Origin of the sequence: Sulfitobacter sp. CB2047, from assembly GCF_000735125.2 — a bacterium.
Taxonomy (GTDB): domain Bacteria; phylum Pseudomonadota; class Alphaproteobacteria; order Rhodobacterales; family Rhodobacteraceae; genus Sulfitobacter; species Sulfitobacter pontiacus.
In genome coordinates this window covers 202,740-219,639 of the sequence record NZ_CP072613.1, presented here as the reverse complement: position 1 = coordinate 219,639, position 16,900 = coordinate 202,740, and the positions used below count along the sequence as shown (strand labels likewise).

Here is a 16,900-nt window from a genome sequence, read left to right as displayed (position 1 = left end):
CAAAAGCGGTGCAAAAAATGCACCATCATGGGTTGGAAGGTCTTTTCTATGAAACATCTGCAAACTTTCCGCTTCATCGAGGCAGTGTCGCGCGCGGGCTCAATCCGGAAAGCGGCGGACGATATGAACATCACGGCCTCTGCCCTGAACCGTCGGATCCAGCGGTTCGAAGAAGAGTTTGGCGTCGAAATTTTTGAACGCCTGCCGCGTGGTGTGCGCTTGAACCCAGCCGGTGAGTTGCTGATGCAGCATTTCCTGATGCAGGAGTCCGACTTGCGGCGGGTGAGAAGCCAAGTGGCTGATCTGTCCGGCGAACGACGGGGCCATGTGACGGTGGCCTGCTCTCAGGCGCTGATCCCGTATTTTATGCCTGCGCACACCGCAGCTTACCGGCGTGACCATCCCGGGGTTTCTTTTTCTGTGCAAGTGCGTGATCGCGAAGACGCAGAGCGCGATCTGGCCGAGTTCAGAAGCGATCTGGCCTTGGTATTCGAGCCTGTCCATATGGTAGACCTCGATGTGCTGATGCGTATCCCTCAGGTCATCCATGCGATTATGCGCCATGATCACCCTTTGGCGTCAAAGCCCGACGTGCGGTTGCGTGATTGTCTGGACCAGCCGCATGTCATCCCGTCCCGCCGGTATGGGGTCCGGGCCATGCTGGATGATGCTGCGGCGCGGGGGTCGCGCCCGCTACGCCCCATTGCCACATCCGACAGTTTCGAGTTCATGCGCCACTATGTGCTGCATGAGGATGCCATCGCATTCCAGATCCCCATCGGTCTGGATATGGAGCATTGCGCCGAACTGACTTCGCGCCCGCTATCGTTACGTGACGTCGCGGCGGGTAGTCTGGTACTGTGTCAGTTACGCGGTCGGACCTTGCCCGTGGCGTCCGCCCGTTTCGGCTTGGCACTTTCCACCGCATTGGAACAGTTTTCCGACGTCTAGCAGGCGACTCTGGGGCGACCACACACCGAGCGATGCATTTTTTGCACCGCTTTGTGGAATAATGAGCAGACGTAATCACCGCTAAGATTTTGTAGTCATTGAATCACATCATATGCGCTCTCTCCTCCCAGGGCGGCGCATCATCATTGGAGATTTGAATGACACATGCACCGTTCCTGAACCGCCGTGGTTTCCTTGGTACTTCCGCCGCTTTGCTGGGCACTGCCGCAATCGGTGGTCTGGCCCGTCCCGCGATGGCGGCTGATCCTTTGACTGTGGGGTTCATCTACGTCGGTCCGAAAGATGATTTCGGCTATAACCAGGCGCATGCCGAAGGGGCAGCGGCGGTCAAGGCGATGTCTGGCGTGGTCGTGCTGGAAGAAGAGAACGTCCCGGAAAGCCAGGACGTGCAGAATTCCATGGAATCGATGATCAATTTTGACGGGGCCAAGCTGATCTTCCCCACGTCCTTCGGTTATTACAAACCCCATGTGCTTGAGACAGCGCCGAAACATCCTGACGTGCGCTTTCAACATTGCGGCGGCCTGTGGTCCAAAAATGACCCGTCGAACGCCGGTTCCTACTTTGGCTATATCGGCATGGGGCAGTATCTGAACGGCGTTGCCGCAGGTCATGCGACCAAGACCAAAAAGATCGGGTTTGTCGCGGCCAAGCCGATCCCTCAGGTGCTCAACAATATCAACTCCTTCCTATTGGGTGCGCGTTCGGTTGATCCCACGATCGTCTGTCAGGTGATCTTTACCGGTGAATGGTCGCTTGCCGTAAAAGAAGCCGAAGCGACCAATGCCTTAGCAGACCAAGGGTGTGATGTAGTCACCTGCCACGTCGATGGGCCGAAGGTGATCTGTGAAACCGCAGTCTCGCGCGACATTTTTGTTTGCGGTTACCACGCCGACCAGACACCGATTGCAGGGGACAAATACCTGACAGGGGCGGAATGGAACTGGGCCAATGTTTATACCGACATGGTGGCCAAGACCTTGGCAGGGGAACCGATCCCGAACTTCGTGCGCGGCGGGCTGGCGGACGGCTTCATCAAGATGAGCCCCCTTGGCCCCGCGGTCAGCGATGCGGCGCGTGCACAGTTTGAAGCCACGAAAGCAGAGATCGAGGCAGGCGGCTTTGCCGCGATCAAAGGGCCGCTGAAGGACAACAAAGGCAATGTGATCGCCGCCGAAGGGGAATCCTTTGTCGAAACCGATGTCGCGATCGAGAGCATGGACTACCTTGTCGAAGGCGTGATCGGGTCCACAAGCTAAGATGACTTTGGTTGCTCAAGCTGAAAAGCCCGCGGCCACTGCGGCGCGGCCCTTTATCGGGATCGCGCCGCGGGCCGAGGCTGTGGTGATCCCGATCTGTGCTTTGCTGGCCGGTTTCGCGTTATTTAGTGTCTTTTTGCTGTTGGTCGGGAAATCCCCGGTCGCGTTTTACCAGCTGGTCTGGAAGGCGGGATTCTCGTCTGCTTTCTCGTGGCAGAACACGCTGTCGCGCGTGGCACCTCTGGTGCTGGCGGCATTGTGCGTCGCACTTCCCGCACGACTGGGGCTTGTTGTTATCGGCGGCGAAGGTGCGATCGTCCTGGGCGGGCTTGCCGCCGCCGTTGCAGGCACCGCCGTTGCCGGGATGCCCGCCGCTTTCGGCATGGTCACAATGGCGATTGCCGCGATGATCTTCGGCGGTGTCTGGATCGGTGCCGTGGGCGCGCTGCGGATCAAACGGGGCGTGAACGAAACAATCGCTTCCCTGCTGATGGCCTATATCGCGATTGCGCTGTTGAACCACTTTGTCGAGGGTCCGTTCCGCGATCCGGCGTCGCTCAACAAACCCTCCACCGTGCCACTGACAGAGAGTTTGCGCGTCGGGGATATGCCGTTTTTGCCGTCGCATTGGGGCATTCTTGCGGGCGTGCTTGCCTGCCTCTTTGCATGGGTCTTGATTGAACGCACGACGCTGGGGTTTGCCGCGCGTATTGCGGGTGACAATGTGCGTGCCGCGCAGGTGCAAGGGTTACCCGTCGGGCGTCTGGTTATCGGTTTTACCGCACTTGGCGGTGCCTTTGCAGGGCTGGCGGGTTATTTCGAAGTGGCGGCGGTGCACGGCTCTGCAAACGCTTCGCTGATCGCGGGCTATGGCTATACCGGCATCCTGATCGCCTTTCTCGCGCGGCATAACCCGTTGGCGATCCTGCCGGTTGCGGTTCTGTTCGGCGGGTTCGAAGCCTCTAGCGGGTTGATCCAGCGGCGTATGGAGCTGCCCGATGCGACGATCCTTGTCTTTGAAGGCATCGTGTTCCTGGTGATCTTGCTGAGTGAGGCGCTGTACGGGCGGGTGCCAATCTTTACCGCTGCATATTGGGAGAAACGCTGATGGAACAGGTAGATGTCGGCCTTTGGGGCGTTCTCATCGCAATACTGGGCGGGGCCATCCGCGTCTCGACACCGTTCATATTTGTTTCGCTGGGGGAGCTGCTGACCGAACGTTCCGGCCGGTTCAACCTTGGCTTGGAAGGGACATTGGTCTTTGGTGCAATGAGCGGCTACGCCGTTGCTTACGAGACCAACAGTGCGTTTGTCGGCGTTTTGGCGGCGGCTGCGGCGGGGGCCTGCTTTGGGTTACTGCACGGGTGGATCTGCAAGTTCAAAGGGGTGAACGACATTGCTGTGGGCATCGCCATGATGCTGCTTGGCATGGGGCTCGCCTTCTTTTTCGGCAAACCTTACATCCAGCCGCAGGCACCTGATCTGCCTGCGATCAGCTTGGGCTGGTGGTCGGATATCCCGCAGCTTCGGGCGGCACTCGAGGTAAATGTGTTGTTCATTGTCGGCGGGCTGCTGGCGCTTGCCATTGCATGGATGCTGCGTACCACCCGCATGGGGCTGCGCTTGCGCGTGGTCGGGGACAGTACCGACGCGGCGCGTGCTATGGGGTTAAGTCCTGATCGCATCCGGCTGCTGGCAACCGGCGCAGGCGGGGCGTTGGCAGGCGTCGGCGGTGCCTATCTGTCGCTTTATTATCCCGGCAGCTGGACGGAAGGCATTTCCTCGGGCCAAGGCCTGATGGCCATTGCGCTGGTGATCTTTGCCCGTTGGAACCCGATCAACTGCTTTTGGGCGGCATTGCTCTTTGGCGGGGCGGGCGCACTTGGCCCGGCCTTGCAATCGGTGGGCATCACCGAAGGCTACTACCTTTTTGGTGCTGCACCCTACGCCCTGACACTGGGCCTTTTGATCCTCACCAGCGCGCCGGATCGCGCGGTACAAGGCGCACCGCTTGCGCTGACACTGACGAAATAAGGATAGAGATTATGAATGGTTTAGGTGGACTGAACAAATCTGACCAAGGTGTTGTGATTGGCATGGTTCAGTTGCAATTGCCGACTGTCGCGACCAAAGCCGAGCTGACAGCACAAACCGCCCGCGTGGTTGATCTGGTGGGCAAGGCGCGCCGCAATATGGCGACGATGGATCTGGTGGTATTCCCTGAATACATGTTGCATGGCCTGTCGATGAACACTGATCCCGAGATCATGTGTACGATGGATGGCCCCGAAGTCGCGGCGCTCAAGCAGGCCTGCGTCGACAATGACATCTGGGGCTGCTTTTCGATTATGGAGCTGAACCCCGGCGGCTACCCTTATAATACGGGCCTGATTATTGACCCGCAGGGCGAGGTGCAGCTGTACTACCGCAAGATGCATCCTTGGGTCCCCGTAGAACCGTGGGAGCCGGGCAATGGCGGCATTCCGGTCTGCACTGGCCCCAAAGGGGCCAAAATCGGGCTGATCATCTGCCACGACGGGATGTTCCCCGAAATGTCCCGTGAAGCGGCGTATAAAGGGGCCGAAATCATGATCCGCACGGCGGGCTATACCGCCCCGATGCGCGAGGCGTGGCGGTTTACCAATCAATCCAACAGCTTCTGCAACCTGATGATCACCGCGAACGTGTGTATGTGCGGCTCTGACGGGACGTTCGACAGCATGGGCGAGGCAATGATCATCGACCACGAAGGCACCGTCATCGCGCATGGCAAAACCGGGCGCGTGGACGAGATCATTACCGCCGAGGTTCGCCCCGATATCGTCCGCGAGGCACGCATTGGCTGGGGCGTGGAAAACAACCCCTATCAGTTCGGGCATCGCGGATATGTTGCCGTGAAAGGGGGCGCGCAGGATTGCCCCTATACGTATATGACCGATCTCGCCAAGGGGGCGTATCGCCTGCCATGGGAGGATGAGGTCAAGGTCACTGACGGCACAAGCTGTGGCTTCCCGCTGCCCAACCGTAGATTCAACGAGCAGGAGCCGCAGACGTGACCACCGTTCAAAGCCACCCCTACGCCTGGCCCTATAGCGGCGATCTGCGCCCAGAGAATACGGCATTGGTCATTATCGATATGCAGACCGATTTCTGCGGGGTCGGCGGGTATGTCGATCACATGGGCTACGATCTGTCCCTGACCCAGGCACCGATCGCTCCAATCAAGTCGCTGCTGGCGGACATGCGGGCCAAAGGCTACCACATCATCCATACCCGCGAAGGGCATCGCCCCGATATGGCGGATCTGCCCGCGAACAAGCGCTGGCGCAGTCAGCAGATTGGTGCCGGGATCGGCGACAGCGGCCCCTGCGGCAAGATCCTGATCCGTGGCGAGGCGGGGTGGGACATCATTCCGGAGCTCGCCCCGCTGGAGGGAGAGACAATCATCGACAAACCCGGCAAGGGCAGCTTCTATGCCACTGATCTGGAGCTGATCCTGCGCACAAGGCAGATCGACAATCTGATCCTCACCGGCATCACAACCGATGTCTGCGTTTCCACCACCATGAGAGAGGCGAATGATCGCGGGTTCGAATGTGTGGTCGTCGAGGATTGCTGCGGCGCAACCGACCCCGCAAACCATGCCGCGGCCATCAAGATGGTCACAATGCAGGGCGGCGTCTTTGGGGCCGTGACGACCAGCGCTGATCTGATTGCGGGGCTGCCGTCATGACAGTGCATGCGCGTACGTCTGGCGATGCCATCAGCGTCGAAGCCATCGGCATGACCATGCGTTTTGGCGACTTCACAGCGCTCGACGATGTCTCGCTCAAAATACCGGCGGGCAGCTTCCATGTGTTGTTGGGCGAAAACGGTGCTGGGAAATCGACGTTGGTGAAATGCCTCATGGGGTTTAACCGCGCAACACATGGCGAGATGATCGTGGACGGGGCGCAGGCCTTCATGACCGATCCGAAGGTCGCGCAATCGCTGGGGCTGGGAATGGTCTATCAGCACTTTACCCTCGTGCCCGCGCTGACCGGTGCAGAAAACCTCGTGATCAGCCGCACCGACACCCCAAGCGTTATCGACTGGGCACAAGAACATCAGTCGCTTCGGTCCTTCATGGCGACGATGCCGTTTAACGTGCCGCTTGACCGACCGGTGAGCCAGCTTGCCGCAGGCGAAAAGCAAAAGCTCGAGATCATCAAACAGCTCTACCTTGGCAATCGATTTCTGATCTTAGACGAGCCGACATCCGTGCTGACCCCTGCCGAGGCAGATGAGGTTCTCGGCCATATCCGTGCGATGACGGACGCGGGCGCGCTGACTGTGCTCATGATCTCGCACAAGTTCCGCGAGGTGACGGCATTTGCCGATCACGTCACGATCTTGCGCCACGGAAAATACGTCGCCGGCGGCGCAGTTTCCGAGATGAGCGTGGAAGACATGAGCGCCGCCATGATGGGCAAAGCGCCTGTACACAATCCGCGTGTTCGCGTTGATACGGCACGCAAGCCTGTGCTGCATCTCAACGGCATTCGGGCACAAGACCGCAGCGGGTTGAACAGCATCCAGATCGACGACGTTACCCTGCATTCCGGCGAGGTTCTGGGCATCGCTGGCATCTCGGGTAACGGCCAGATGGAGCTGATGGAAATCCTGACAGGTCAGCGTCGTCTTCAAGCCGGAGAGATACGGGCAAACGGCACCCTATACACCGCCACACGGGCAGAGGCGCGGCAGCATAAAATCCGCTACCTGCCCGAAGAACCCCTGCGCAATGCCTGCGCCCCCAAGATGAGCGTCGCCGATAATCTTGCGTTCAAGATGTTCGATGTCGGGCGCAACGGCCAGCCTGCCTTCTGGTGCAATCGCAAAGATATGGCGCGCAATGCCGATCGGCTGATTGCCGAGTTCAACGTCAAGACAACCTCTCCCGATGCCCGTATCGCTTCGCTGTCGGGCGGGAACGTGCAGAGAGCTGTTCTGGGCCGCGAGCTGACCGGCGAGGTGAATGCGCTGATCATATCAAACCCCTGTTTCGGGCTGGATTTTGGTGCGGTCTCCGCCATTCGCGATCGCATCATCGAAGCCCGCAACAACGGCACGGCAGTGCTGCTGATCAGCGAGGACCTTGACGAGATCATGGAGCTTTCTGACCGCATATTGGTCATGTCAGAAGGGCGCATTGCCTTTGAAACCACCGCCGCCGCGGCAGATCTGACAGAGATCGGGCAGCATATGGCAGGGCATGCCGCATGACACAGATCCCCGCCCGACCTTTCGATTTTCCGCTCGCCCGTGATCAAGTTGCGCTGATCATTATCGACATGCAGCGCGATTTTGTCGAACCGGGTGGCTTTGGTGCAAGCCTCGGCAACGATGTCCGCCCGCTGCAAGCAATCGTGCCCACGGTTGCGCGGCTGCTTGCAGGCTTTCGCGCCGCTGGCTTGCCGATCTTCCACACCCGCGAAGCGCACCGCCCCGATCTGTCCGATTGCCCACCCGCCAAACGTCTACGCGGTGCGCCTGCGCTGCGCATCGGGGACGCGGGACCCATGGGCCGTGTGTTGATCGCAGGCGCGCCCGGTTGCGAGATCATCCCCGCGCTGACCCCGCTGCCGGACGAGCCCGTAATCGACAAACCCGGCAAAGGTGCCTTCTACGCCACAGACCTCGGCGATCAGCTTGCCGAACGGGGGATCACTCAGCTTGTCTGCGCAGGTGTCACGACCGAGGTTTGCGTACAAACCACGATGCGCGAGGCCAATGATCGCGGGTTTGAATGCCTTTTGGCGACCGATGCCACCGAAAGCTATTTCCCAAGTTTCAAAGCTGCCGCGATAGAAATGATCGTCGCCCAAGGGGGTATCGTCGGCTGGGCAACCGATACGGATACAATTCTAGGAGCGATCAATGGCTGAGGGTCTGCCATCACCAAACGTGTTTCGGGGGCTCGTGCCCGACGGTTGGCAAAACATGACGTTCGAGCCCTTCCGCGACGGGGTCGAGATTTGCCACCTTGGCCGCGGTGGTCCGGACGTCGCCTTGCTGCGCTACGCCCCCGGTGCCTCTGTTCCCCGTCATCGCCATCAAGGGCTGGAGGTGATCATCGTCCTGTCCGGCAGCCAAAGTGATGACCATGGGCGGTATCGCGCCGGGGATGTCGTGCTGAACCCGAAAGGAAGCGAACATGAGGTCTGGTCCGAGGATGGATGTACCGTCCTGATCCAATGGGAACGCCCGGTGACGTTTGTCGACTGAGCGACAAACCTTATCCAGATCGCCATGCTGAGCGCGGAACTGTTGCTTTTGCAAAGTTGTCGGGTCAATTTTCATACGTGTCTTGGATTTAAATTTGGCCGTAAGCCGTGCCGTCGAAAAGCCGAGGGATTAGCGACAAATGCCTCCGGGTTCGTAAGTGGACCCATTCGTTCGGACAGATGTACGCCCAGTTTAACGTGTATCTGTCTAAGCCAGCAGCACCCACACTAAATTGGTCAAAATTAGAGGCCTGAGAATACAACTATCAGCCCGGCCGCGCAGAGCGCGATCGTCTGTATGGGTCGGCGCGCTCCGATCAGACCGGATGAGAGTAACGTCAGCCCCAAGGCCACGCGCGCCGCCGCCAAGAGAGCGGCCAGTGGAGCGTCCGAGAGCCGCAGCATGTCGGGGTTGGCGACCATGCCCAACGGAATGATATAAAGCCCAATGCCAAGTGCCATTGCGGTCAGCGCGACCTTCAACCAGTTCTCGCCGATCATCCCCGCTGCAATGAACACCGCCCCGCAGACGGGGGGCGTAATCGTCCACAAGAGCGCGAACCAGAAGACAAACAGATGTGCCTGAAGCGGCGAGAGACCCAGGCCAATAAGCGCAGGTCCGGCGACCGAGACACAAATCACATAGGCCGCTGTGGTCGGCACCTCCATCCCCAGGATCAGGCAGGCCAGCGCCGTCAGCAGCAGGGATGGCCACAAAAGGCCGCCTGACCCTTCAAGAATGAGCGAAGTGATTTTCACGCCAAGCCCGGTGATCGACAGCACGCCGATGATGATGGACGCGCAAAGGAGGATCGACGCGTCCCGCAGCGCAGGGCGATCGACCGCGGCGGCAAGGCGTTTGGGATAGCCAAGCTTCGTCATCGCGGGCAGGGTGAGCGCGCCGGTGGAGGCGACATTCGCCGAGGCCGACATGGAGCCGAACAGGGCTGACGACAACACCGAAACCTTGGCGGCACCGCCCTTCAGCCGACCCCCCCTTCTTTTAAGGAGACTGCCATGACAGCGCTCGCACAAGATGTCTCGAAACTCACGGATCGGTATCAGACGACCGTGCCGGCCGGTGTGCGCAAACAGCTCAAGCTGGGGAAAGGCGACCAGATTCGCTACTGCACCGAGCCGAGTGGCAGGGTCTATATCGAGCGCGTCCGCAGCGACGAGGACTATCCCGTGCTCGGAGCCTTTCTCGATTATGTCGAGGCCGATATCAAGGCGCATCCGGACCGTATTCGGGCGTTCGATGGGGCCTTGCATGGCCGTCTTGCAGCACTGGTCGGAGACGTTGACGTCAATCTCGATGCGCCGCTATCGCTCGAGGATGAATGACCGGCGATAGCGCGCCCGCCCAAGCGCCCCTTGTCGTAAACGGATGGTCCATTTATGCGCATCCGCTCTTTCTGGACCAGCTCGAAGGGCTGACCCTGGCGGTCGAGGCGCGGAAGTCACGCGATCCAAAGACCTGGCGCAAGAAAAACTCGACGAAACGGCTGGCCGCCATCTTCAAGCTGCTCACCGAGGCCCTACCGGCAGATCCGGGTGCCGCCGCCTTGCGGCAAGGCGGCACACCCGGCGATCCCCGCAAGCACTGGTTCCCGCGAAATACTTCCAGCAGTATCGATTGTTCTACCGCTTCAACAGCGATGCGAAGGTCATCGTGGTGGCTTGGGTGAACGAAGGCAAGACCCTGCGCGCTTATGGTAGCAAGACGGATGCCTATGCGACGTTCAAAGGGATGTTGGAAGATGGCAATCCACCTGACGATTTCGACGTGCTCTTGAAAGAAGCGGGGGCGGACAAGTGGTTCGAAACGTCTCTTGAAGCGGCACCAGATCGGTAAGTGGGGTCGAATGCCGGAGAGGGCAGAATCCCCCGCTAAGGCTGCCAGTAAGGGGGGCGTTCTGCCTTTTAATCTCCCGTCACCCTTGAGCCGAGTGAAATAGGCGACATTGGTGCGTCATTTGGCTGGTACGACGAGATTCTCAGAAGTCCCAGCGTATCCGTACACCTGCCGTTCGCTGCATCGTGTACGAACTGGTAACGTGCGGACCTCACTTTGACCTTTGCCCGTATCCCCATCTGTTTTGCAATCCCACCCAACGATCACGAGAGCGTCCAGTAGCCTTGGACGCTCAAAATGCTCATACAATCACGTGAGGCTTGGAGGGCCGTTAGGGCAGTCGATCAGATAGCCCCAACCGCCGTTTGCCAGCTTTTTGGCGACTTCGGTGGATTGACCTTCGGCCATCACCGTGCCGTCCGGCGCAATCACGCTCCAATTTGCGCGCAGCATGGCGATATCGCCATTAATGACCTCGCTGAACACCTCGCTTTTGACCTGAGGCCGGATGTCCAAGAACCCCTCAAAGGCCTTGCGCGCACCGTCCAACCCCGTCAAGGGCGGCTGGTCGGGTGGAAAGAAGATCTGGCAATCAGGATGGAACATCGAGATGATCCCATACAGATCACCCTCTTGCAGATAGGCGCTGACGCAATCCGCGATTTCGCGGGGCTGGTGGGCGATACGTTGTGTCATGTCATTGCTTTCGGATTAGGGTTGACTAGAAGTCGTAGGAGCCAGCTTCACGTAGATCATCACGAAGCCATGTTTCTTGAATGTGCAGCCAGGTCACCGGATCGGTGATTTTCATCAGTACGCTGGACAGACGCGCGTTGTTCTTTTCGGCTGAATTCGCGGCACCTGTCTGCCACTCGGTATATGTTGCCATCACCAGATCACCGAATTCATGCCGGATGGTGACGTCACGGATTTGGGCGCGGAAGCCCTTGTTTGCGCCATATCCGCGGTCGAATCCGCCTTTGAGCATGTCGCCCGTCATGATGCGTCCTACGGGCGGGATGAAGACCACATTCTCATCCAAACGCGACAGGAACCGTGGCTCCAGTTGGTCGCGCTCTACGGTTCCGTTGAACCACTCGGTAAAGAAGTCGTGCAAATCGACGATTTCCTTTGTGACAATCTGCAGTGTGGTCATCTCGAACTCCTTGGTCTTTCCTGAAATGTAGGAAGGCCGCGCCAGAACAGGCGCGGCAGTAACGGCCTAGGCCGGGCCGTTATTGTCCATGTCGAGGAACATCTTCCACGCGCCGGTTTTGTCGCGCTTATAGCCAAGCACCAAGCGGCCCTCGGGCGTCTTGACCTCGCCTGTGTCGCGCATCTTCATCGTTCCGTAGAAACGGCCCGATACGATGACAGTGTCGCCGTATTCCTGTAGGTCTTCGATATCATAACCAGAGGTGATTTCTGCGGCGGCGATACGCGGGTTGTACTTGTCGCGGATCGCCTGCGTGCCGGTTGTGACAGGCTGGCGTTCGTTCACCGTCATCACATCAGGATGACATGACGCCACCATCCGTTCGATGTCACCATTATCGAGGCCAGTGTTCCACTCAGCGATGGCGGCTTGGATTTCTTCAAGTACTGTCATTGTCTTGCTCCTTGGTCTGTTGATTGAAGGCCCGGTCATCGACCTGATCTTCGCGTTTTCATTTCCATGTTGCTGAGAATGTAGGCGGCTGGTATCGTAAGGATAACCCCACTTCAACCTGACACAGTGATCGGAAAAGCGAACAATGACCCGTAGCAGCTTTGGTGACATTCGTGTTTTTGTCGAAGTCGCGCGCCGCGGCGGCTTCCGTGCAGCTGCCGAGCATCTTCAGCAAGCCCCCGCCTCGGTGAGCGAGGCCATCCAACGGTTCGAGGACCGCCTGGGTGTGCGTCTGTTTGAACGATCATCACGCTCCGTCGTGCTGACACGTGCAGGCGAACAACTCTATCATAAGAGCCTGCCCGCCATTGTGGATCTGGAAGGTGCGCTGGATGACATCCACGCGCAGAAGGACGAGGTCTCAGGCACCTTGAGGCTTTCGGCTCCCTACAGCGCTGGCCCCTTCTTTCTGGATGATCTGGTCGCACGTTTCGCGACTGCATTTCCGACGGTCGATGTTGAAGTTATCTATGATGACAAAAAGGTCGATCTTTTGACGTCAGGCATCGACGCCGCGATCCGTTCAAACACGTTGCTTGGACCAGATACACATGCTGTCTCTGTTGGACCAGAACTGGAAATGACCATCGTCGGTTCGGCCGAGTACCTTGCGGGGAAGGGGACACCTGCGCATCCGCGCGATATCCTGAAGCACGATGCAATCTGCTATGCCTTTGGCTCGGGCGCTCATCTGGCCCCGTGGGGGTTCGACGGGCCGGAGGGCCTGTACACGATACAGCCCAAACCGCGCATGGTGGCGAACGATATGCGGTCGCTTCTGACCTATGCACAGCAAGGGCTTGGTCTTGCGTATCTGTACAGGGAAATAGCCCTGCCTCATCTGGAAAAAGGCGGCCTGACCGAAGTTCTAAGCGGCCATGTGGGGCAGCTTCCGCGCTATTCCTTGAATTACCGCAGCAAGCGGAACATGACGCGCCGGCTCAGAGCCTTCGTCGATATGGCAAAGGCGTAGCGCAAGTCAGGTCTTGGCGCTATCGGAACAAAGCTCCGGATCATCCGCGAGATGGTCAATAAGCGCCCGCACCCGCGTTGTAAGGCGCCTGTTCTGCGGGAAGAGCGCAGCAACGGCATAGGGCGAAACCCGATGCTCGGCGAAAAGCTCCACCAGATCACCGGACCTGAAGGCATCCGCCACCGTGTAGGCGGGGCAACGGGCAATTGCAGCGCCTGTTGCGGCAAGCCGGGCTGCAGCTGCGGGCGCGTTGATGCGGAAACGCCCGCGGACCGGAACAGCCTCTTCCTGGCCATTGATATCAAACCTCCAGATGGTCGGCTCGGTCATGTTCCCGTCAAGAATACACTCATGCGTGGCCAGCGCCCGCGGATGATCCGGCGTTCCAGTGCGCTCCAGATAGACGGGCGACGCACATACGACCAACGGCATCGGGCCCAGTTGCCGTACCTTGAGAGAGCTGTCGCGCATCGGGCCAATCCTGATGGCGAGGTCAAAGCCCTCCTCAATGATCGACACGCGGCGGTCAGAGAATTGCAAATTAAGGTCCACATTGGGGTGTTTCGCCCCGAACTTTGCCAGCGACGGCGTCAGCCGCAAAGCTCCGAATCCGGTGGGGGCCGAAATATGTATCGCCCCCCTGAGCGAGGTCTGATCGTGTCTGACCCTCTCCTCCAACTCGTCAAAGCCATCAAGAAGCGGCTCACATAGCGCAAGATATGTTGCACCAGCGTCCGTCAAAGAGACACTCCGCGTCGTGCGATTAAGCAACTGCACCCCGAGCGCGTTTTCCAAGTCAGCGACATATTTGCTGACCAAGCGCGCAGATCGCCCCATACGCTGCGCGGCAATCGTGAAAGAGGCGTTCTTGGCGACAAGCGCAAAGGCCCGCATCCGGTCGATTTTATCCATCTCATTGCGCCTTATCAGGGCTTAAATATACGCCAATTTAGACAATTATCGCTGGAATGCGCAACTGGTAGGGCTTGCACATATCTTGAAAAATGACTGGAGACATCGATGTCAAACGCCGTTCGCATTCACCATTTCGCAAAATCAGGTCACGCCCACCGAGCCTTGGTGTTTGCGAAACTCGCAGGGATCGCACATGAGGAAGTTCCCGTAGATCTGACAGGTGGTGAACATAAATCGCCTGAATTTCTGGCCATGAACCCGAACGGGCAGGTCCCCGTCTTGCAAGATGGCGATGTAACCGTATCGGACTCCAACGCAATCCTCGTCTACCTCGCACGGACATATGCGCCGGACTGGATGCCAAGCACGCCGATCGATGAGGCCAATGTTCAACGCTGGCTGACACTTGCGGCAGGCGAAGTGGCCTTCGGGTCCTGTGCCGCACGTCTGATCACCGTTTTCGGCGCGCCCTTGGACATAGATTTCGCCGATGCAACAGCGACCAAGGCAATGCAAAAACTGGAACATGGGCTAGAAGGTCGCGATTGGTTGGTTGGCGATCGCCCGACAATCGCCGATGTTGCGAATTATTCCTATACCGCCCATGCGCCCGAGGGGAACGTCTCGCTTGACCCCTACCCGAATGTCCGCGCTTGGCTCGCCCGTTTCGAAGCCCTGCCAGGGTTTCAGGCCATGCCAGCAACCGCTGTTGGCCTTGCGGCTGAATAGGGGGCGGCCATGACATCCGAAGCCCCGCGCCATCCGGGTCTAAGTGATCCGGGACTATAACCCTGACGCCGTAACACCAATAACCGCTGACGCCTTTCAGTCCTAAAGAAAGGCGTCAGCGCAAACACCGCAACAGGACCGCTTTTCAGACGAACGATTGGAACACGAAATGGCCCAGTTTCATAAATCCCATAAAGGCGAGCTGCGGCTTCAAGAGCGGCGCAATACGCCCAAGGAATTGATCTCATCCATTCCCCAGTACATCGCCCCTGACATGCCACAGCAGCACGCGGATTTCTTTGCTGAACTGCCTTATTTGCCGCTCGCGACACTGGATCACGACGGGCGGCCTTGGGTGAGCCTTCTGGTCACACGATCGGAGAGTGACCCGTCGGTAGACATCAAAATTTCCGATCAAAACACAATGGAGGTTGTTGCCGAAAGCAACCCATACGATCCCTTCGCGCGGGCATTAATACAGAATCCAATCTCTGGCCATGCACAGAAACTCTTTGCCGGCGTAGGGGTCGATTTCAGCAATCGCCGGCGCAACAAAATCGCCGGGCAAATTAGTGCGGCATCTGTTGAAAAGAGCGGAAAGATTAGCCTGCACTTGGCGTCTGACCAACATCTGGGAAACTGTCCCAAATATATTACCGTGCGTGAGTTGGCGTATGAAAAACGCAGTGCAGGCCTCGTGTATGACAGCTTTGAAACCCACACCGCCGCTTTGCCGGATGCCGCCAAAGCCGTTGTGGTCCAAGCCAGCACGGTGTTTTTGGCGACAAAGCACAGTGCAGATGAGGCCAGTTCTGGCATCAAGACCGACATGGGCGTCAATCACCGCGGCGGCGCACCGGGTTTTACCCGCATCTACGAAGACGCCAATGGTGACGACATCACGACGTATCTGGTTTTGCCCGACCATTCTGGCAATCGCTTCTACCAGTCTTTGGGAAATATCGAGACGGACCCACAAGTCGGACTCGTTTTCCCAGATTTCACGACAGGCAGTGTCCTTTACATTACGGGGAATGCCGAAAACTTGCTTGATGATGATGCAGAAGCACTTATTCCACGCGTGAGCCTGCTCACGCGTATCAAAGTGACAGGTGCCGTCTTTGTTAAAGACGGTCTAAACCTCAAGTTAACATCTCAAGAGCAGTTCTCGCCGTATAACCCGCCGGTCAAGCTCCTGCGTCGGGAAATGCAAGAAATGGGGCATGTACTGGTTGCTCACGAAACCGAAACCCCCATCACAGCCACACTCGCATCGACAGAAACGCTTTCTGAAAGCATCAAGACTTTCAATTTCGAGCTGTCACAGCCTGTCAGTACGCCATTGCCCGGCGGGTTCGGTATCTTCGACTTCTCAAACCTTTTGGACTCGGGATACAGGCATATGAACGAAGCCAATCCGCAGCTGGTCAACGAAGACTACGTGCGAACTTGGACGATTTCAAATACGCCCGTTTTCGACCCTGGCCGCAACGAGTTTGCTGCCACCAATAAGGTGAGCGTCACCGTCAAAAGGAAACCGGGCGGCTTGATGTCCAATGTTCTTCACGCCAACGCTTACAAACTTATCGAACAAAGGCTGCCGGTTGAGTTCAAAGGTTCTGGTGCAGGCTTTACATGCTTTACGCCGGGTACTCAGACTGCTCCTCCAAGTGTTTCATCCAAGATGCTCTGGATCGCGGGCGGTGTCGGCATTACACCATTTATGGCGATGTGGGACGGTATCCTCCAACTGGCGAACGCTCACCCGCAAACAACGACCGACATCGTCCTCCTGTTTTCTGGTCGTGGTGATGACATCAAAGTTCTGAAGCATTTTGTCCGGCAAGTTGGTCCTGCCCCAGCCAATGTGAAACTGCGCATTGTGGCGTTTCAAAGCATCGGCGATGATACATTGGTCGCAAAATCTGCACGGGAGGATCTGCGTCTGGCGTTTTCTGAGGATGCGCTGCAGATCAAAGAACGGCGCGCGCGGGTTGAAGATATCCAATCCATCTCCGCACTCGACAAGCGAGAGGTCTATATGTGCGGACCCGATGCGTTAGTGAGGTGGAGCGAAGCAACCCTCATCACACTAAACGTCGAAGAAGGGCGACGTCATCGCGAGTCCTTCGTCTTCTGAGTACAAAATTCATAAAGCCAACGACGATTTTGCCCGCAGTCACTGAATTTTGAACCAAATTTTCGCGGCGCTATGTACACATGGCTGGTCTATCCACCGCGCGGCAGCACTAGATTTTACAC

Annotated in this window: 18 protein-coding genes and 1 pseudogene; 14 read left to right on the top strand and 5 right to left on the bottom strand. The window is 58.0% G+C overall.

Annotation, left to right across the window (positions count from 1 at the left end):
* Window positions 1-48: 48 nt before the first annotated feature.
* The 9 genes from IV89_RS01075 (at window position 49) to IV89_RS01035 (ending at window position 8,498) form a co-directional block, all read left to right on the top strand.
* Entirely contained in the window at window positions 49-951 is a 903-nt protein-coding gene (locus IV89_RS01075) for a LysR family transcriptional regulator (protein ID WP_037942258.1), read from the top strand.
* Between the two features lie 158 nt (window positions 952-1,109).
* Window positions 1,110-2,231: a BMP family ABC transporter substrate-binding protein gene (locus tag IV89_RS01070; protein ID WP_037942167.1), complete on the top strand. Its 1,122-nt coding sequence runs from the start codon at window positions 1,110-1,112 to the stop codon at window positions 2,229-2,231.
* A gap of 1 nt (window position 2,232) precedes the next feature.
* Window positions 2,233-3,339, top strand: coding sequence for an ABC transporter permease (locus tag IV89_RS01065; protein ID WP_037942166.1), 1,107 nt, complete (start codon window positions 2,233-2,235; stop codon window positions 3,337-3,339).
* The gene (locus IV89_RS01060; protein ID WP_037942164.1) at window positions 3,339-4,265 is read left to right on the top strand and encodes an ABC transporter permease; all 927 of its coding nucleotides are present in this window, start codon (window positions 3,339-3,341) and stop codon (window positions 4,263-4,265) included. Before IV89_RS01065 ends, IV89_RS01060 begins: the two co-directional genes overlap by 1 nt.
* A gap of 11 nt (window positions 4,266-4,276) precedes the next feature.
* Complete coding sequence (locus tag IV89_RS01055; protein ID WP_037942163.1) at window positions 4,277-5,287, top strand: formamidase; 1,011 nt, start codon at window positions 4,277-4,279, stop codon at window positions 5,285-5,287.
* Window positions 5,284-5,964 (top strand): isochorismatase family cysteine hydrolase, encoded by a 681-nt coding sequence (locus IV89_RS01050; protein ID WP_107277649.1) that lies wholly within the window; start codon window positions 5,284-5,286, stop codon window positions 5,962-5,964. Before IV89_RS01055 ends, IV89_RS01050 begins: the two co-directional genes overlap by 4 nt.
* Window positions 5,961-7,496, top strand: coding sequence for an ABC transporter ATP-binding protein (locus tag IV89_RS01045; protein WP_037942161.1), 1,536 nt, complete (start codon window positions 5,961-5,963; stop codon window positions 7,494-7,496). The genes IV89_RS01050 and IV89_RS01045 overlap by 4 nt, the downstream gene beginning before the upstream one ends.
* Entirely contained in the window at window positions 7,493-8,158 is a 666-nt protein-coding gene (locus tag IV89_RS01040) for an isochorismatase family cysteine hydrolase (protein WP_037942159.1), read from the top strand. Before IV89_RS01045 ends, IV89_RS01040 begins: the two co-directional genes overlap by 4 nt.
* A complete protein-coding gene (locus tag IV89_RS01035) occupies window positions 8,151-8,498 on the top strand; it encodes a cupin domain-containing protein (protein ID WP_037942156.1) in 348 nt (115 codons plus the stop codon). The genes IV89_RS01040 and IV89_RS01035 overlap by 8 nt, the downstream gene beginning before the upstream one ends.
* Window positions 8,499-8,740: 242 nt before the next feature.
* Here the strand turns inward: IV89_RS01035 and IV89_RS01030 are convergent, their stop codons facing one another.
* Window positions 8,741-9,532: a TRAP transporter large permease subunit gene (locus IV89_RS01030; RefSeq protein ID WP_258182283.1), complete on the bottom strand. Its 792-nt coding sequence runs from the start codon at window positions 9,530-9,532 to the stop codon at window positions 8,741-8,743.
* On the opposite strand from IV89_RS01030, the gene IV89_RS01025 reads away from it, so the two are divergent.
* Window positions 9,515-9,841 carry a type II toxin-antitoxin system PrlF family antitoxin gene (locus IV89_RS01025; protein WP_037942154.1) on the top strand — a complete coding sequence of 109 codons (327 nt, stop codon included), beginning with the start codon at window positions 9,515-9,517 and terminating at the stop codon, window positions 9,839-9,841. The two genes, IV89_RS01030 and IV89_RS01025, sit on opposite strands and share 18 nt — an antisense overlap.
* Window positions 9,838-10,352, top strand: a pseudogene (locus IV89_RS01020) (type II toxin-antitoxin system YhaV family toxin). The gene IV89_RS01025 and the pseudogene IV89_RS01020 overlap by 4 nt, the downstream one beginning before the upstream one ends.
* A 309-nt stretch (window positions 10,353-10,661) precedes the next feature.
* On the opposite strand, the gene IV89_RS01010 reads toward IV89_RS01020, so the two are convergent.
* The 3 genes from IV89_RS01010 to IV89_RS01000 all read right to left on the bottom strand — a co-directional run bounded on the left by IV89_RS01010 (window position 10,662) and on the right by IV89_RS01000 (window position 11,961).
* Window positions 10,662-11,048, bottom strand: a complete 387-nt coding sequence (locus IV89_RS01010; protein ID WP_037942153.1) for a nuclear transport factor 2 family protein — start codon at window positions 11,046-11,048, stop codon at window positions 10,662-10,664.
* A 25-nt stretch (window positions 11,049-11,073) separates the two neighbouring features.
* On the bottom strand, window positions 11,074-11,508 hold the full coding sequence (locus IV89_RS01005) for a hypothetical protein (RefSeq protein WP_037942152.1): 435 nt from the start codon (window positions 11,506-11,508) through the stop codon (window positions 11,074-11,076).
* Window positions 11,509-11,574: 66 nt separating this feature from the next.
* A complete protein-coding gene (locus IV89_RS01000; RefSeq protein ID WP_037942151.1) occupies window positions 11,575-11,961 on the bottom strand; it encodes a DUF4440 domain-containing protein in 387 nt (128 codons plus the stop codon).
* Window positions 11,962-12,106: 145 nt separating this feature from the next.
* Between IV89_RS01000 and IV89_RS00995 the strand changes: the two genes are divergently transcribed.
* Window positions 12,107-12,994, top strand: coding sequence for a LysR family transcriptional regulator (locus tag IV89_RS00995; RefSeq protein ID WP_037942150.1), 888 nt, complete (start codon window positions 12,107-12,109; stop codon window positions 12,992-12,994).
* A 6-nt stretch (window positions 12,995-13,000) separates the two neighbouring features.
* Here IV89_RS00995 and IV89_RS00990 read toward each other — a convergent pair whose 3' ends face one another.
* A complete protein-coding gene (locus IV89_RS00990; protein ID WP_037942148.1) occupies window positions 13,001-13,906 on the bottom strand; it encodes a LysR family transcriptional regulator in 906 nt (301 codons plus the stop codon).
* Between the two features lie 108 nt (window positions 13,907-14,014).
* Between IV89_RS00990 and IV89_RS00985 the strand changes: the two genes are divergently transcribed.
* Together IV89_RS00985 and IV89_RS00980 are read left to right on the top strand one after the other, a co-directional pair.
* A complete protein-coding gene (locus tag IV89_RS00985) occupies window positions 14,015-14,638 on the top strand; it encodes a glutathione S-transferase (RefSeq protein WP_037942147.1) in 624 nt (207 codons plus the stop codon).
* Between the two features lie 169 nt (window positions 14,639-14,807).
* Window positions 14,808-16,778, top strand: coding sequence for a pyridoxamine 5'-phosphate oxidase family protein (locus tag IV89_RS00980; protein ID WP_037942146.1), 1,971 nt, complete (start codon window positions 14,808-14,810; stop codon window positions 16,776-16,778).
* Window positions 16,779-16,900 lie beyond the last annotated feature (122 nt).

Coding starts and splice junctions, on each gene's coding strand:
- IV89_RS01075 (WP_037942258.1), top strand. CDS start 49: ATGAAACATCTGCAAACTTTCCGCTTCATCGAGGCAGTGTCGCGCGCG.
- IV89_RS01070 (WP_037942167.1), top strand. CDS start 1,110: ATGACACATGCACCGTTCCTGAACCGCCGTGGTTTCCTTGGTACTTCC.
- IV89_RS01065 (WP_037942166.1), top strand. CDS start 2,233: ATGACTTTGGTTGCTCAAGCTGAAAAGCCCGCGGCCACTGCGGCGCGG.
- IV89_RS01060 (WP_037942164.1), top strand. CDS start 3,339: ATGGAACAGGTAGATGTCGGCCTTTGGGGCGTTCTCATCGCAATACTG.
- IV89_RS01055 (WP_037942163.1), top strand. CDS start 4,277: ATGAATGGTTTAGGTGGACTGAACAAATCTGACCAAGGTGTTGTGATT.
- IV89_RS01045 (WP_037942161.1), top strand. CDS start 5,961: ATGACAGTGCATGCGCGTACGTCTGGCGATGCCATCAGCGTCGAAGCC.
- IV89_RS01040 (WP_037942159.1), top strand. CDS start 7,493: ATGACACAGATCCCCGCCCGACCTTTCGATTTTCCGCTCGCCCGTGAT.
- IV89_RS01035 (WP_037942156.1), top strand. CDS start 8,151: ATGGCTGAGGGTCTGCCATCACCAAACGTGTTTCGGGGGCTCGTGCCC.
- IV89_RS01025 (WP_037942154.1), top strand. CDS start 9,515: ATGACAGCGCTCGCACAAGATGTCTCGAAACTCACGGATCGGTATCAG.
- IV89_RS01010 (WP_037942153.1), bottom strand. CDS start 11,048: ATGACACAACGTATCGCCCACCAGCCCCGCGAAATCGCGGATTGCGTC.
- IV89_RS01005 (WP_037942152.1), bottom strand. CDS start 11,508: ATGACCACACTGCAGATTGTCACAAAGGAAATCGTCGATTTGCACGAC.
- IV89_RS01000 (WP_037942151.1), bottom strand. CDS start 11,961: ATGACAGTACTTGAAGAAATCCAAGCCGCCATCGCTGAGTGGAACACT.
- IV89_RS00995 (WP_037942150.1), top strand. CDS start 12,107: ATGACCCGTAGCAGCTTTGGTGACATTCGTGTTTTTGTCGAAGTCGCG.
- IV89_RS00990 (WP_037942148.1), bottom strand. CDS start 13,906: ATGGATAAAATCGACCGGATGCGGGCCTTTGCGCTTGTCGCCAAGAAC.
- IV89_RS00985 (WP_037942147.1), top strand. CDS start 14,015: ATGTCAAACGCCGTTCGCATTCACCATTTCGCAAAATCAGGTCACGCC.
- IV89_RS00980 (WP_037942146.1), top strand. CDS start 14,808: ATGGCCCAGTTTCATAAATCCCATAAAGGCGAGCTGCGGCTTCAAGAG.